The sequence below is a fragment of the Nocardioides alcanivorans genome (assembly GCF_021555175.1).
Classification (GTDB): domain Bacteria; phylum Actinomycetota; class Actinomycetes; order Propionibacteriales; family Nocardioidaceae; genus Nocardioides; species Nocardioides alcanivorans.
Map to the genome: position 1 here is coordinate 425,215 of NZ_JAKGRW010000019.1, position 14,498 is coordinate 439,712.

14 protein-coding genes are annotated in these 14,498 nt (G+C 67.4%); 1 reads left to right on the top strand and 13 read right to left on the bottom strand.

Features of this window, described 5'->3' with window-relative positions; genetic code table 11:
- Positions 1-48: 48 nt before the first annotated feature.
- From L1066_RS12470 to L1066_RS12530, 13 genes are all read right to left on the bottom strand, one after another.
- Positions 49-879, bottom strand: a complete 831-nt coding sequence (locus L1066_RS12470) for an alpha/beta fold hydrolase (RefSeq protein WP_235736626.1) — start codon at positions 877-879, stop codon at positions 49-51.
- A 43-nt stretch (positions 880-922) separates the two neighbouring features.
- Complete coding sequence (locus L1066_RS12475; protein WP_235736627.1) at positions 923-1,633, bottom strand: maleate cis-trans isomerase family protein; 711 nt, start codon at positions 1,631-1,633, stop codon at positions 923-925.
- Position 1,634: 1 nt separating this feature from the next.
- Positions 1,635-2,372: a DUF2848 family protein gene (locus tag L1066_RS12480; protein WP_235736628.1), complete on the bottom strand. Its 738-nt coding sequence runs from the start codon at positions 2,370-2,372 to the stop codon at positions 1,635-1,637.
- Positions 2,372-2,809, bottom strand: coding sequence for a carboxymuconolactone decarboxylase family protein (locus L1066_RS12485; protein ID WP_235736629.1), 438 nt, complete (start codon positions 2,807-2,809; stop codon positions 2,372-2,374). The genes L1066_RS12480 and L1066_RS12485 overlap by 1 nt, the downstream gene beginning before the upstream one ends.
- Entirely contained in the window at positions 2,790-5,663 is a 2,874-nt protein-coding gene (locus tag L1066_RS12490) for an oxidoreductase (RefSeq protein WP_235736685.1), read from the bottom strand. Before L1066_RS12490 ends, L1066_RS12485 begins: the two co-directional genes overlap by 20 nt.
- Complete coding sequence (locus L1066_RS12495) at positions 5,597-5,827, bottom strand: hypothetical protein (RefSeq protein WP_235736689.1); 231 nt, start codon at positions 5,825-5,827, stop codon at positions 5,597-5,599. The genes L1066_RS12490 and L1066_RS12495 overlap by 67 nt, the downstream gene beginning before the upstream one ends.
- Positions 5,824-6,834: an ABC transporter ATP-binding protein gene (locus L1066_RS12500; protein WP_235736630.1), complete on the bottom strand. Its 1,011-nt coding sequence runs from the start codon at positions 6,832-6,834 to the stop codon at positions 5,824-5,826. Before L1066_RS12500 ends, L1066_RS12495 begins: the two co-directional genes overlap by 4 nt.
- A 5-nt stretch (positions 6,835-6,839) precedes the next feature.
- Complete coding sequence (locus L1066_RS12505) at positions 6,840-7,781, bottom strand: ABC transporter permease (RefSeq protein WP_235736631.1); 942 nt, start codon at positions 7,779-7,781, stop codon at positions 6,840-6,842.
- Entirely contained in the window at positions 7,778-8,809 is a 1,032-nt protein-coding gene (locus tag L1066_RS12510) for an ABC transporter permease (protein ID WP_235736632.1), read from the bottom strand. Before L1066_RS12510 ends, L1066_RS12505 begins: the two co-directional genes overlap by 4 nt.
- A 110-nt stretch (positions 8,810-8,919) precedes the next feature.
- On the bottom strand, positions 8,920-10,395 hold the full coding sequence (locus tag L1066_RS12515; protein ID WP_235736633.1) for an ABC transporter substrate-binding protein: 1,476 nt from the start codon (positions 10,393-10,395) through the stop codon (positions 8,920-8,922).
- Positions 10,396-10,670: 275 nt separating this feature from the next.
- A complete protein-coding gene (locus L1066_RS12520) occupies positions 10,671-11,432 on the bottom strand; it encodes an SDR family NAD(P)-dependent oxidoreductase (protein ID WP_235736634.1) in 762 nt (253 codons plus the stop codon).
- A gap of 21 nt (positions 11,433-11,453) precedes the next feature.
- Positions 11,454-12,323 carry an FAD-dependent oxidoreductase gene (locus L1066_RS12525; protein ID WP_235736635.1) on the bottom strand — a complete coding sequence of 290 codons (870 nt, stop codon included), beginning with the start codon at positions 12,321-12,323 and terminating at the stop codon, positions 11,454-11,456.
- Positions 12,260-13,507 carry an oxidoreductase gene (locus L1066_RS12530; RefSeq protein ID WP_235736636.1) on the bottom strand — a complete coding sequence of 416 codons (1,248 nt, stop codon included), beginning with the start codon at positions 13,505-13,507 and terminating at the stop codon, positions 12,260-12,262. Before L1066_RS12530 ends, L1066_RS12525 begins: the two co-directional genes overlap by 64 nt.
- A 184-nt stretch (positions 13,508-13,691) precedes the next feature.
- Here L1066_RS12530 and L1066_RS12535 point away from each other — a divergent pair, with 184 nt between their 5' ends.
- The gene (locus L1066_RS12535) at positions 13,692-14,498 is read left to right on the top strand and encodes an IclR family transcriptional regulator (protein WP_235736637.1); all 807 of its coding nucleotides are present in this window, start codon (positions 13,692-13,694) and stop codon (positions 14,496-14,498) included.

Here is a 14,498-nt window from a genome sequence, read left to right on the forward strand (position 1 = left end):
CGTTCCGCTCTGCGAGCCTACGTGGCTGCGCCGAGCCACGTCAACGCGCTACTGCCGTGTTGCAAACAACTCCCGGAGCACCAGGCTGAAGCCGAGCGGATCCTGCTCGGCAACGAAGTCGGTCGCCTCCGCAAGCACCCGTTCGTCAGCCCACGTGATCCGGGATCGGGCACGTTCATGCATGAAGCCGATGCGGTCGCGGCCGCCGGCGATCAAGGTGGTGCGTACCCCCGCCTCCTCGATCACCCGCAGCGCCGAGTCCAGGTCGAAGCGCCACATCGCGCGATAGCCGGTCGCGAAGTCAGGACCAGCCGTCAAGTAGTCGGCGACGAAGGAAGTCACCAGCTCGGGAGGCGCCCACGGGTACTCGCCGCGGATCCGCCGCCAGATCCAGTCGAGATGACCACCGTCGTCGTCGAGCACGTAGGGCGGAGCGAAGTCGGCCAGTCGCGACGCCGCCTCCTCGGCCGTGTAGAGCGGCACACCGTGCAGCACCAGATGTCGCACCCGCTCCGGGTGGACCGCGGTCATCTGCGCAGCCAGGACCGCGCCGGTCGCCCGGCCCAGCAGATGCACGCCACCAGGCGCCAGATGATCAATCGCCGCCCACAACGCGTCGGCCAATTCCTCGACACTGGTCTCCGCCGCCAACGGCGGCGACTCCCCGTAGCCGGGAGTGTCCGGAGCGATGGCCGAGGTCCACGTCGCCACCTGCGTCAGCAACGGCTCGAAGCGACGTGAGGAGAGCGGAGACTGATGGATCAGCACCAGCGGTTCCGAAGCCGACGTCTCGGCGATCGAGTCGACCGCCCGCAGGTGCACGACACCGTCTCCTGCCCGAACGGTCTCACGGCGGACCAGCGGCACGGAGCCGCTCACTGCGTGCCCAGGCGAGTGTGGAGCTCGTCCCCCGGCTCCCGCATCAGCCGTACGTCGGGCCCCCGGTCTCGACACCGGCCAACCGTAGGCCGGCCCACAGGGTCGCGAGGTTGCTGGAGACGACGGGCAGGCCGATCTCTGCCTCCAGGGCCGGCAATCTGTCCAAGGTCCGCCAGTTCGTGCAACTGATCATCACGGCGTCAGCCGCGGAGAGATCGACCGTGCGCACGAGCTCGCTGCTGGCCTCGGCCGGCAGTCGGCCCTTCTCCAGGTTGCTGAGGAGACCGAGATCCGCACGGCCCACGACCTCGAAGCCACCTTGTTGCAGATAGTCCACCGCTCCGAGCGCGACTGGCTCGATGTAGGGCGTGACCACCACGAGGCGACGTACCCCCAACGAGATGAGGGCGGTGACCACGGCCGTGGAGGTCGTGTAGGCCGGCACCCCGCTCGACGCTCGCAAGTCGGCGCAGGTCTGGGCATCCACGTCGCGGCCGTTGAGGAAGCTGCCGGACGTGCAGGCATAGGCGAGGGCAGCCGGCCCGAGCGAGCCGAGTTCGGCTGCCGCGGCCGGGAGCCGGTCACGCATCGCCACGATGCTCGCGACCTTCTCCGCCTCCGTGGCGACCTCGGCGACCGGCACGCGGGTTGCATAGAAGGCGACGCCTTCGGGCGCGTGCCGGTTGAGTTCGGGCTCGACGACGGAGTTGGTCGAAGGGACGATCAGCCCGATGCGTGCCGTGCTCCCATACACGTCAACTCACCTGCGCCTCAACGGTCAGGGGCACGCGGAAGCCGTCAGCCATCTCTGACATCAGGCCCTCGAGCTGATAGGTGTGCACGATCTCGCGATCGAGCACCGGGTCGTACAGGCGGAAGCGCCACTCGGTGCCATAGCTCAACGCGCCGTCGAGCGCGACGATCGTGCCGGCGTACAGCACGAAGTCGCGGGCGGGTGGGTTGGCCCGCTCCGCCAGGATCCGCAGCAGGTCGGCCGGTGAGTGGAAGGTGCCGGTCGGAGTCTGCTGGTAGAGCTCGCCGTCGACCCAGGATTCGAGCACGCACTGGTCCCAGTGGTCCGCCACCTCGGAGAGCCGCCACAGTTGTGGCGCGAGCACATTGGGGCAGGTCTGCTTGCTGTAGACGATGCTGACCCGCTCCAGGTCGCGATCGGTGTGGTCGGAGCCGACCCCCACGAAGACGTCGTCCTCGGCCACGACCAACACGATCTCGACCTCGCCCGACGTGCGGGTGCCGTGCACCTCGACGTTGGTCGAGGTGGTCAGCGCCTGAGGCGTGATCGGATAGATGCGCGGGGCTGGGATGTCGAAGGCGATCGTGACACCGGCGTCCGCAACCTCCTTCTGGTGGTGCACCGCAACGTCGGCGTCACGGGTCGCCGAACCCATGTTGTACATCCGCGCGACCTGGAAGGTCCGCGTCTCGACCGCACCTGAGATCGAGCAGATCTCGGCTTCGAAGGCGTGGGGCATCAGGCGTCGGCCTCAGTTGCCTCGGAGTTCTCCACCCAGCCCTTGCCCTGCAGCATCTCGGCGAAGGCGATGGTGGCTGCCTCCACTGTCGGCATGCCACCCGGCAGGCCGGAAAGGAGGATGGCCTCCAGGACCTCCTGCTCAGTGGCGCCGTACTTCATCGCGTTGCGAGTCGCCCACTCGACGCCCTCGCGGTCGCCCTTGACCGCGGTGGTGATGCCGACCAGCACCAGGAAGCGGGTCTTGAGGTCGAGATGGCGCGGCTCGGGACCGAAGATCAGGTTGCCGGCCAAGGAGTTGTAGGCCCGCAGGATCTCGGGGTCGACCGAGGCCATGACCTCGTGCACCGGCAGGGTGAACCCACGACGCGCGCGCACCTCCTCCAGCGCCGTCTTGCCTTCCTCGTCGTACTGCCACTCATAGGTCACCTTCGACATGCTTCTTCTCCTCAGATCTCGCGGGCAGCCAGTTCGGCTTCCCAGATGGCGTTGAACACTCGGCGCGGAGAGACGCAGTCGCCGACTGCGCGCACCTCGACGCCGGCCTCCTTGAGGCCGTAGTAGAGGAGTCCTCGGCCTTGCTCCCCGTGATCAGCACGACGGAGTCGACCGGTTCACGCTCCTCGGTCTCGCCGGTGTGCACGTCACGCAGCGTGACGACGTCCTCCTCGATCCCGGCAACCTCCCGATTGGGGGTGAAGACGACGCCCGCGGTGCGCAGCCGCTTGTGCACCCAGCCGACGTCGCGGGTCGCCGAGAGCTCGGGGGCTACCGAGCTGAGCGTGGTGACCAGCTCGACCTGGTGTCGGTTGGCCTGCAGGTGCTCGGCCACCACGACCGCGTGCCGTCCCCCGAGATCGTCGAAGACCATGACGTTGGGGCCGAGCTCGGCGTGGTTGCGTAGCGCCTCCTCCGCGGTGATCACGTTGAACTGGTCGACGCCGGGCACCCCTTCGCCGGACGCCCACCGGATCGGGTGATTCATGCTCCAGCCGGTGCGCAGCGGGGTGGAGCCGGTCGCGACGACGACACTGTCGTATCCCTTGAGGGAGTCGAGGGTCGCCTCGACCCCGAGCTCGACCTTCACGGCGGTGTCGCGCAGCTGGCTGATCAGCCAGCCTGCGATGCTCCCCCACTCCGCATAGCTCTCGGACCGGGCGATCCAGTTGACTTGGCCACCGAGCTCGGCGCCCTTCTCGAAGAGCGTCACCTCGTGACCGCGCTGGGAGAGGGTGAGCGCCGCGCGCAGTCCACCGGGACCCCCGCCGACGACAGCGACCGAACGCGGGCGGCTGGTGATCTCCAGGGTGCCGGTGCCCATCTCCGCCTCTCGGCCGACGGCCGGGTTGTGGATGCAGGCCAGCGGCGCGCTGACGATCGAGGCCATGCAATGGTTGGCGCCCACGCAGGGGCGGATGTCGGCCTCGCGCTGCTCGAGCGCCTTGTTGGGCCACTCCGGGTCGGCGATCAGGGTGCGGGCCATGCCGACCATGTCGGCAGCGCCGCTCGCGACGGCGTACTCGGCCTTCTCCGGCGAGGTCATCCGGCCGGCGACCACGACGGGCAGCTCGGGCACCATCTGCTTGATCTGCCGCGTCGCCTCCATCTGATAGCCCTGCTCACGCGGAGTCGTGGGATAGATGAGCATGCGGTTCTGGTAGGTGCCCTGGGTGACCGAGACGTAGTCGATCAGGCCGGTGTCGGCAATGGTCCGGGCGATCTGCGCCCAGTGCTCGGTCCGTAGGCCACCTTCGACCTCACCGTCGTCACCATTGATGCGTACGCCCACAATCAGGTCGGGCCCGACCTCACGGCGGGTCCGCTCGATGATCTCCAGGACGATGCGGAGCCGGTTCTCGTCCGAGCCGCCGTATTGATCGGTGCGGTGGTTGGTGGCCGGGGAGAGGAACTGGCCGAGCAGGTAGCCGTGAGCCAGACCATGCACCTCGACACCGTCGAGACCGCCTTCGGCCGCATAGCGCGCCGCCAGGGTGTAGCCCTCGAGGATCTCGTTGATGTTCTCCTCGTCCATCGTGTGCGGCATCTCGCGATAGACGGTGCAGGGCACGCTGGACGGCGCCCACACGGGCAGGCGGTTGACCACACCGTTTGTCTCACGGCCACGGTGCCACGGCTGGGCCAGCAGCAGCGCTCCGTGCTCGTGCACGGCCTTGCTGAGCTTCTGATAGTTGGGGATGACCGCACGGTCGAAGGCGAAGATCTTGCCTTCGTAGGGCTGAGTGGTCGGGTGGGTCGCCATCGCCTCCATGGTGATGACCCCGACGCCACCCTTGGCGCGCTCGGCGTAATAGGCGACGTGCCGGTCGGTGAAGTTGTGGTCCTTCACCAACTGGGTGCTGTGTGCCGTCATCCAGAGACGGTTCTTGGCAACCTTCGGACCGATCTTGATCGGCTCGAAGAGGTGGGAGTAGGGATGGGCGTTCAGGACTTTCTCCTCAGCTCGCAGGGATGATGGCCGGCACGGCAGCCGGAAGCTTGTTGGTTCCTTCAGGCACGCGGACGCAGGCTGCCCCGTGCCCCGGCGAGACCTGGTGCAGCGGCGGCACCGCGGTCTCGCACTCATCGCGACGCAGTGGACAACGTGGAGCGAGCGGGCAGCCGGGCGGCAGATTGACGGGGCTGGGGGTCTCCCCGCCAACACCAGGCGGGTACGTCGCTGGTCGGGGTCGACCGGCAGCGCGGCCGAGAGCAACGCTTGGGAATAGGGGTGCTGCGGGTTGCCCAGCACCTCGGCGGCGCGGCCACGCTCGATCACGGTGCCGAGGTACATCACCGCCACCTCGTCGGACATCGCAGCGACGGTCGCCAGATCGTGGGAGATGAAGAGATAGGTGATGTCGTGCTCACGCTGCAACCGTTTGAGCAGGCGCAGCACTCCGGCGCGGACGCTGAGGTCGAGCGACGACGTCGGCTCGTCAAGCACCAGGAACTCCGGATCGGTGGCAAGCGCCCGAGCGATGCCGATGCGCTGCAACTGGCCGCCGCTGAGCTCATGCGGGTAGCGGTCGAGGTGGAACGTCTCCAACTGCACCATCCGCATCAGCTCCGCAGCGCGGCGCCGGCGACCGGCCCGGTCGAGCGGAGTGTGGAGCATCAACGGCTCCTCGATCACCGAGCGGATCCGCATGCGTGGGTTCAGTGACTCGTAGGGATCCTGGAAGACCATGGTGGCGCGGGCTCGGTGGCGGCGCAGCGGCTCGGCCTTCATGGCGAGGAGATCTTGGTCGCCATGCCGGATGGTGCCCTCGGTGGGTTCGAGCAGGCGGAGCAGGCAACGACCGACGGTGCTCTTGCCGGATCCGCTCTCCCCACCAGGCCGAGAGTCTTGCCGCGGGGGATCTCGATGTCGACGCCGTTGACCGCCTTCACCAGTTGCCGCGAGCCTCGGACGCTGAAGGTCTTCACCACGCCTCGGGCCTCGATGTGACCAGTCACGGCGCGCTCCTCTCCACGGTCTTGAGTTCGTCTGCGTCGTGGCGGCGCAGCGGCTCTGGGAAGTGGCAGAGCGTGCGGTGGCCTTGCTCGCCTTCTCGCATCGGCACGGGCTGACCACACTCGTCGGAAGCGAAGGGGCAGCGCGGCCGGTAGTGACAGCCGTCAGGCAGGTCAACGAGGTTGGGTGGCTCGGAACGCACCTCCAGCACCTCGTTGTCAGGCTCGAGGGTCTCCCGACTGGCTCCGATGAGCGCTCGGGTGTAGGGGTGGCGCGGGTTCTTGAAGATCTGGGTGACCGTCCCCTCCTCGATGATGCGGCCGGCAAACATCACCGAGACCCGGTCGCAGTAGTTGGCCACCACGCCGAGATCGTGGGTGATGAGCAGCACTGCGGAGCCCGACGCGTCGACCTTGGCCCGGAGCAGGTCAAGGATCTGCGCCTGCACGGTGAGGTCGAGACCGGTGGTCGGCTCGTCGGCGATGATCAGCTTGGGGTCATTGATCATCGCCAACGCGATCAGCACCCGCTGCGCCATGCCTCCGCTGAGTTGGTGGGCGAAGGCCTTCGCCCGGCCCTCAGGGTCGGCGATGCCGACATCACGTAGCGCACTGATGGCGTTCGCCTTCGCCTGCACCCTGCTGGTGCCGCGGTGCCGGCGGTTGACCTTGGCGATCTGGCGACCGATCGACCGCAGCGGGTCGAGCGCACCCCGCGGGTTCTGCACGATCACCGCGAGATCCTTGCCGCGCAACCGACGGCGGCGGCGCTCCGGCATGGAGACAAGGTCGACGCCGTCGAACTCAGCGGTGCCCGCCACCACCTCGGCCCGGCCTCCGAGGAGCCCGAGCACCGACCAGGCAGTCAGTGACTTGCCGGCGCCGGTCTCGCCGATGAGGCCGACGATCTCGCGCTCGGCCACCTCGAGGTTAACGCCGTTCAGCGCATGGACCGTGCCGACGGCGGTAGCGATGTGGACGCGTAGGTCCCTGATCGAGAGCAATGACACGACTCTCAGTCCTTCCTCGGGTCGAGGTGGTCCTGGATGGCGTCTGCCAAGAGGTTGAAGCCGAGCACGAGCAACATCAGGGCCAGGCCGGGGAAGACCGAGGGCCACCACTGGCCGGAGGTCACGAACGTCGAACCGTGACGGATCATTGCGCCCCACTCGGGGGTCGGCACCTGGATGCCGACGCCGACGAAGGCCAACGAAGAGACGATCATGACCGACCAGGCCAGCCGCACTGCGGTCTGGATGATCAACGGCGGAAGCGTGTTGGGCATGATGTGGCGCCACATGATGCGCCAGGGCTTGTTGCCCGTGGCGCGTGCTGCCTCGACATACATGGCCTCGCGCAGGCTCAGCACCTGACCGCGGGTCATGCGGATGAAGACCGGGGTGTCGAGCAGCGCAATCACGAAGATGACCGCCGCGATCGACTCCTGCGATGCAGCAACGACGGCCAGCGCCAGGATCAGCGCTGGGAAGGCCTGTAGCACATCCATCACCCGCAACAGCACCATCTCGAACCAGCCACCGCGGTAGCCCGCGACCAGACCGAGCGCCACACCGAGCGCGATCGAGATCGCGACAGCGGTGACGGAGATGACCAGGTCGATCTGGATGGCATGGATCGAGCGGGCGAAGACATCCATCCCGTTGCCGTCGGTGCCGAACCAGTGCTCGCCGCTGGGTGGTTTGAGCACGTCGCTGCCGAAGACCTTCATCGGGTCTGTCGGCACGAGCACGTCCGCCAGGGCACCGACGACCACGAAGCAGAAGACGATGGTGGTGCCGGTGAACGCCGCCATGCTGGAGGTCATGAACCTCCACAGGCCACGGAACCCGGCGCGCAGGGCACCGACCTCGTCGTGGTCGACATGGGCCGGAGGGCCTCCGGCCGCCGGCAACGGGCTTGTCGACGCCGCTGCGTCGTCAGGCAACGTGCTGCTCATTGGAACTTCACTCTCGGGTCGATTGCCGCGACCAGCAGGTCGGCGATGAGATAGATCGCCGCGGTCAGGACGCCCATGACCAGGATGAAGCCCTGCACTGCGGCGAAGTCGGCGTTGGTGATGGCTTCAAGGCCGAGCTGGCCGAGACCACCCCAGGAGAAGATGAGTTCGGAGATCGCCGCGCCACCCAGGGCAAGGCTGAAGGTGATCCCGAAGAAACCGATCAGGTCGGGCAAGGCATTGCGGAAGGCCAGCCAGACCACTCCACGTTCAGGCATTCCGCAAGCCCTCGCATAGCGCACCGCTGAGCTGCCGAGGGTCTCGACCATGGCGGCTCGCACCTGCTTGGCGATCGTGGCGCCGGTGATCAAGGAGATGGTGAGCGCGGGCAGGGCCAGGTGCGCCAATGCCGACATCGCCGTGGCGAAGTAGCCGGTGACCACACTGTCGAAGACGAGCATCCCGGTGATGTGGGGCGGCTCCGCCAGACCGCGGTCGACCCGCCCGAGCGGAGCAGGCGCCCAGCCGAGGACGCTGAAGAAGAAGGTGATCATCAGCAGCGCACCCCAGAAGATCGGGATGGAGACTCCAGCAAGGGTGACGATGCGCAGTGCCTGGTCCAGCAAGCGACGCTGCCGCACGGCTGAGGCCACGCCGATCACGACACCGAAGAGGATCGCGCCAGCCATCCCGAAGCCGATGAGCTCCAAGGTGATCGGGAGCTTCTCCCACAGCTCCTCGGTCACCGGCCGGTTGGACATCCAGGAGGTGCCGAGATCTCCCTGGAGAGCGTTGGTGAGCCACGTCCAGTACTGCACGGGCAGGGGGCGGTCCAGCCCCATCTCGGCTTCGATTGCCTTGATCTGGTCCAGCGTCGCCGTGGGCCCTGCCACCATCACTGCCGGGTTGGAGTCGCCGAGACGGACCAGGAGGAACGTCAGGACGGAGACACCGAACAGGAGCGGGATCAACAACAGGATTCGATAGACCAGATAGCGGCCAAGTCCCTTGCCCACGTCCTCTGCCACCTTTCAGGAGTGTGTCGTCAACGATGGGGCGCGCCCCGTCACGGGACCGACGCGAGGTCGGTCGGTCCCGTGACACCTCCGCCCGGAGCACGGTGGGCGGACGGGAGCTGTCAGCGGCTGAGGTCGGCCCAGCGCTCGTGGTTGTCCGGGTTCCAGACCCAGCCCTCGATGTCCTCGGCCATTGCCTCGTGCGCACCGATCTCGGCCGAGTAGATCCACGATGCGTCGTCGAGGTGGATCTGCTGCGCTTCCTTGATCAGCTCGCACCGCTCGCTCTCGTCGGTGATGACGTTGGCCTGCTCGATGAGCTTGGTCAGCTCCGGGTTGTCGTAGGCGTTGCGGTCCGCCGAGCCGTCGGGGGTCGACGTCAGCAGCAGGCTGTAGCCGGGGTCGAGCACGATCGACTGCTCATAGAACGTGAAGAACGGCAGGTCGCGCTCGGAGATCGCGGCGCGGGCCGTCATGTCGGCATCGGGGATTCGCTTGAGACTCACGTTGATGCCGGCCTTCGCCAGACCGTCCTTCAGCTGGATCCCGAGGGGCTCCTCCCACCAGTTGAGGCTGGAGTACTCCAAGGTGATGTCGATGCCGTCGGCATGGCCAGCTTCGGCGAGCAGCGACTTGGCCTTGTCGATGTCGGTCTCGTAGCTCCACAGGTCCGGGTCGTAGCAGGGGATGGTCGAGACCAAGGACCCGCGGCTCTGCTTGGCCCGGCCGGCGAAGACGTTGTTGAGGATCTGCTCGTGCGGCGTGGCGTAGTTGAGCGCCTGCCGGACGCGCTTGTCCTTGAACGGCTCGTAGTTGGGGTTCATCAGCGCGCGGGCCTGGAAATTGCCCGCCACCGACTGCACCTTGACACCGTCGCTCTTCTCCAGCTCGTTGAGCTGCTGGAAGGTCAGCTCCTCGATCCAGTCGACCGAGCCGGCCTGCAGGAGCTGCACGCGGGTCGAGGCGTCCGGCACCGCGCGGTAGACCACGGAGGTGAAGTGCGGCTGGTCGCCGTAGTAGTTGGGGTTGGCCTTGAAGACGGCCTCGCTGCCGGCCTTCACGTCATCGACGTAGTAGGGCCCGAAGCCCGCGCTGTTGGTCTTGATCCACTCCAGCGCCCAGGGATCGCTCTTGGTGGCGTGCTTCTTCATCTCGGTGGAGTCATAGATGGACGGGGTGTAGAGCGTCAGCGCGCGCAACAGGATCGGGCTCGGGTCGGTGAGGTTGAACTTGACCTCGTAGGTGTCGACCACCTCGACGCTCTCGACGTTGGAGACCTGACCGATGAAGGCGCCGGTGCGGTCCTGGGCTTTCGACTTGTCCCAGCTCCACTTGACGTCCTCGGCCGTGAGCTCGTTGCCCCAGTTGCTCTGCACGCCCTCGCGAAGCTTGAAGATCACGCTCAACTCGTCGTCGGCGAACTCCCAGGATTCGGCCAGCTTCGGCTCGATCACCGAGGCGTCCACCTCGCGAGCACCCCCTTCGGCATCCTTCACGCCGTAACCGACGAGCGTCTCGTAGAGCTGGGTGACGGTGTTCTGCGATCCCGGCGTGAGCACGTCGCCGTCGAAGCCGCCCGGCACATTGACCGCGGCCACGATCAGGGTGTCGTCGCCTCCATCTGCCGAGTCGTCACCGCCTGGATTCGAAACGGAGCATGCCGCAATGACGACCGACAGCGACAACGCGGTCGCTATCCGTCCGACACGACCTGTGAGCCTGCGTCCCAATGTCTTTCTCCTCTGGGTCCAACCACCGGATTGTTCCGCTTAGCGAAACAGCGTTCCTCTAACCGGTTCATACTGAACCCCGTCGGCCCACTCCCCGTCAAGACTCTCGAGCCGATTTCTCGTTAAGCCCCTGTTAACTTCGATTACCGCGTCGTCACGCCGCCGTCGACGAACAGCGTCTGGCCCGTGACCATCGCGGCAGCAGGCGAGGCGAGGAAGGCGATCGCCTGCGCCACGTCGTCGACAGTCGCCATCCGGCCCAGGGGAATCGAGGCCAGTTTGTCGGCCATGTAGGCCGGATCCTGGCGCACGGCCTCGGTCATGGCAGTCGCCACGATCGTCGGGGCGACGGTGTTGAGGCGGATGCCGTCAGCAGCCCATTCAGAGGCCAGCACCCGCGTGAGATGCACCAGCCCGGCCTTGGAGGTCGAGTACGCCGCATTGTGAGGCACCGCCACCGCTGCCGCGGTCGAGGTCAGACTCACCACCGCTGCGTGCTCCGAGACGCGCAGCGCCGGATGCGCGGCCTGCATCATCCGGTAGGTGCCGGCGAGGTTGACCTCCATGACCCGCGCCCACTCCTCGGGCGAGGTCTCTGCCGCCGCGGAGCGGGCATTGATGCCGGCACTGTTGACGAGCAGGTCCAGACGCTGGTGGCGCTCGAGCACCTCGACCAGCAGCCGAGTGGGCGCGTCGACATCGACGAGATCGAGCTGGTGCACCGAGGAGGCCGCGTCGGCCACGGCCTGCTCCAGGACCGCTGGGTCACGGTCGGCCACCGCCACCACGGCGCCGCGTTCGGCGAGGAGCCGGGCGGCGCGACCGCCGATACCACCGCCGGCACCGGTCACCAGCGCTACGAGGCCTTCCAGCCGGATCGGGTCATGGACAGGGGATTCAGGCATGGAGAGCCCTCCTGGGGCGGGTCAGCTGATGGACAGGACAGGTGTGGGGGTGGGCGCTGCGAGCACGTGGAGCACAGCGCGATGAGCCTCATAGGTCGCCTCCACCAACGTCCGCGGGGCCAGCGCGTCGCCGACCACGACGACGCGCTCCTCGACCCCTCGAGCGGCGAGCCAGGCAAGCAGCTCCGTGCGAGCCACCCGCGCTGGGAGGTCGATCACGAGATCGATCCCGGGCACCACCTCGGACGCGTCCGCGCCGCCGACGACGTCCTGGAGGAGCAGTCCGGTCTCGGCGATGGCCTTCGGCCGCCGCGCAAGATGGCTGGAGACGTCGAAGGCGCGAAGCCGATCCAGGAGCCCGGCCCGACTGTAGAGCGTCACGCGGCCGAAGAGTTGTGGTGACGGAGCGACCAGGTGCACGCGGTGGCCGCCTCGGCCCAGCGCCTCGACCAGTCCGGCGGCGATCCAGGAGCCCTCGTCGTCGACGACCGCGATCCGTCGCGGCTGCCTCCAACTGCCCGCTTCGAGCGCGACGACGGCACTCTCTGCATCAAGGACCTCGACGCCGTTCTCCTCTGCCCCGGGTAACGACCGCCGCAAGGAGCGAGCCCCGGCGGCGACCACGATGTGATCGAAGGCAGCCACGTCAACCGGGGCAGGCGCGCCGGGGCCGGGATCTCCCAATTTCAAACCCAGGCGTACGTCGACTCCCCGACGGAGCGCCTCGGCATACAGGTCGTCGACGAGCACCCCGAGGCGTTCGCGGCCCTTGAGCATGCGAGCCCGGGCGACCTGCCCCCCGAGCGACGACTCGGCCTCGACGAGGGTCACCGCCGCCCCAGCCCGTGCGGCGGTGACAGCGGCCCGCAGGCCAGCAGGCCCGCCGCCCACGACGAGCAAGCTCCTCCCGGCGGCAGCCAGGGCGTCCCGCCGCAACGCAGCATCGACACGCTCCTCCCCGCCGCCGGATTCACGACGCACGAAAGCGGAAGACTGTGCTCGATGCGCCCGATGCAGGCTTGGTTGCAGGCCAGGCAGCGACGCACCTCTCCGGCTCGGCCGGCAGCGGTCTTGCGTACCAGGTCCGGGTCCGCGATCTGGGCGCGCGCCAGCGCCACCAGGTCGGCGTCCCCCGCACCGAGCAGGTCATCGGCAACACCCAGGTCATCGATGCGGCACACCCCGACGACGGGGGTGTCGGGAAAGGCCTGCTTGAAGCGTCGCGGGAACTCCCGATAGGGCGCGGCGCCGTGACTCATGTCGGCGATCTGCGTGCTCAGGGAGGCCTGTCCCACGTAGGCGGAATGGCTCACGTGGAGCAGGTCGAAACGAAAGTCCGCCGAGAGCGCGTCGACGATCTCAATGACGTCGTCGGGCTCGAGCCCGCCGGGCAGGAACTCGTGGGCGCTCAACCTGATGCCGAGCAGCATCTCCTCGGGCAGTTCCGCGCTCACCGCAGCCAACACCTCGCGGGCGAAGCGGATCCGGCGGTCGCTGTCACCGCCATAGGCATCATCGCGCCGGTTGGTGGCCGGCGAGAGGAACTGCTGGAGGAGATGACCGTGTCCGAGGTGCACCTCGACTCCGTCGAGGCCCGCCTCCGCCATCCGCCGCGCAGCGACGCCGAAGGACTTCACCACGACGTCGATGTCGCGGACGGTCATCGTGTGGGGCACCGGGCCGCCGTGGGTCCACGGAATCGCCGAAGCCGCCCAGGCCGCCGTACGAGTGCTGTCACCCGCGGCCTGCCGACCGGCATGCATCAGTTGGGCGAGGAGCACCGCCCCTTGCTCGTGTACCGCGCCGACCAGTTCGGCGTAGGCACGCACCGCGTCAGGGTGATAGGACCCCAGGGTGCTGTCACGTCCCGCGCTGGTCGGATGCACCCGGACTGCTTCGGTGATCACCATGGCGGCGCCACCCGCGGCCCGTCGCGCCAAGTAGTCACGGTGACGAAGAGTCGGCAGGGAGTCGACGCCGAAATTCGTCGTGTGACCGGGAAAGACCACCCTGTTGCGCAACCGAACCGTGCGAAGATCGAAGGGCTCCAGAGCCGTGGAACCGAGGGTGGACATGCAGACGCCTCCCGAGAGCTCATGGCCAGCAATCCGTGATCCGGAGCCGGATGACGATCCAAATCGTTTCGTTGAGAGGATCGACATTTCGCTCTCCGAAACAATAGGATAGGGGCGTTTCACTGTCAACGACGCCAGACATTTCGCCGTCACCACCACTGTTCTTCCTGATGAGAGGTTGGCCATGCCGCCCACGCTTGAGACCTCCCTCGAGCCGCCTGGCCGCGGGAACCGCACCCTCGAGGGTCTGGAGCGTGCGCTCGACGTGCTCATGCTGTTTGCTCAGCCGGGCACCGACAATCTGGGCATCTCCGAGATCGCCAGGTCGCTGGACCTCCCCAAGGCCACCGTGCACCGTATCGTCACGACTCTCTGCGGCCGCGACTTCCTCGAGTTGGACGCAACCAACCGCCGGTACAAACTCGGCCCCTCCTGGCTGGTCATGGGCAGCACCTACATCCAGCGCGTCGACATGCGCGACCTGGCCCGCGACACCTTGCGCGAATTGAGTGCCCACACCAACGAGACATCGACGCTGTCGATTCGACACGGCTATCACCGCGTCTACTTGGACCAAGTGACTCCGAAGCGCTTGGTCATCATGTCCGTCCAAGTAGGCGATCGCTTCCCCTTGCACGCAGGCGGCACGGGCAAGGCCTTCCTGGCGCACCTGGACAAGGCCGAGCAGGATGACTACATGGACAGCGTCGCGCTGGTGCAGTTGACGGACCAGACCACGGTGGACCGTGAAGCGCTGATCGCGGAACTCGACCAGATTCGCGAGCGCGGCTACTCGATCTCCTTCGGCGAGCGGCAGGAAGGTGCTGGCGCGGTGGCCGCACCGTTGCTCGACTTCGAGGACAAGCCCGTCGGAGTGATCAGCGTGTGCGGGCCGGTCGACCGCATCCAGCCTCGCGTCGAGGAGTTGGGCGCACTGCTGCTGGAACGGACAGGCGAGCTCTCGGCGCGCCTGGGTCACCCGCGCCGCTGA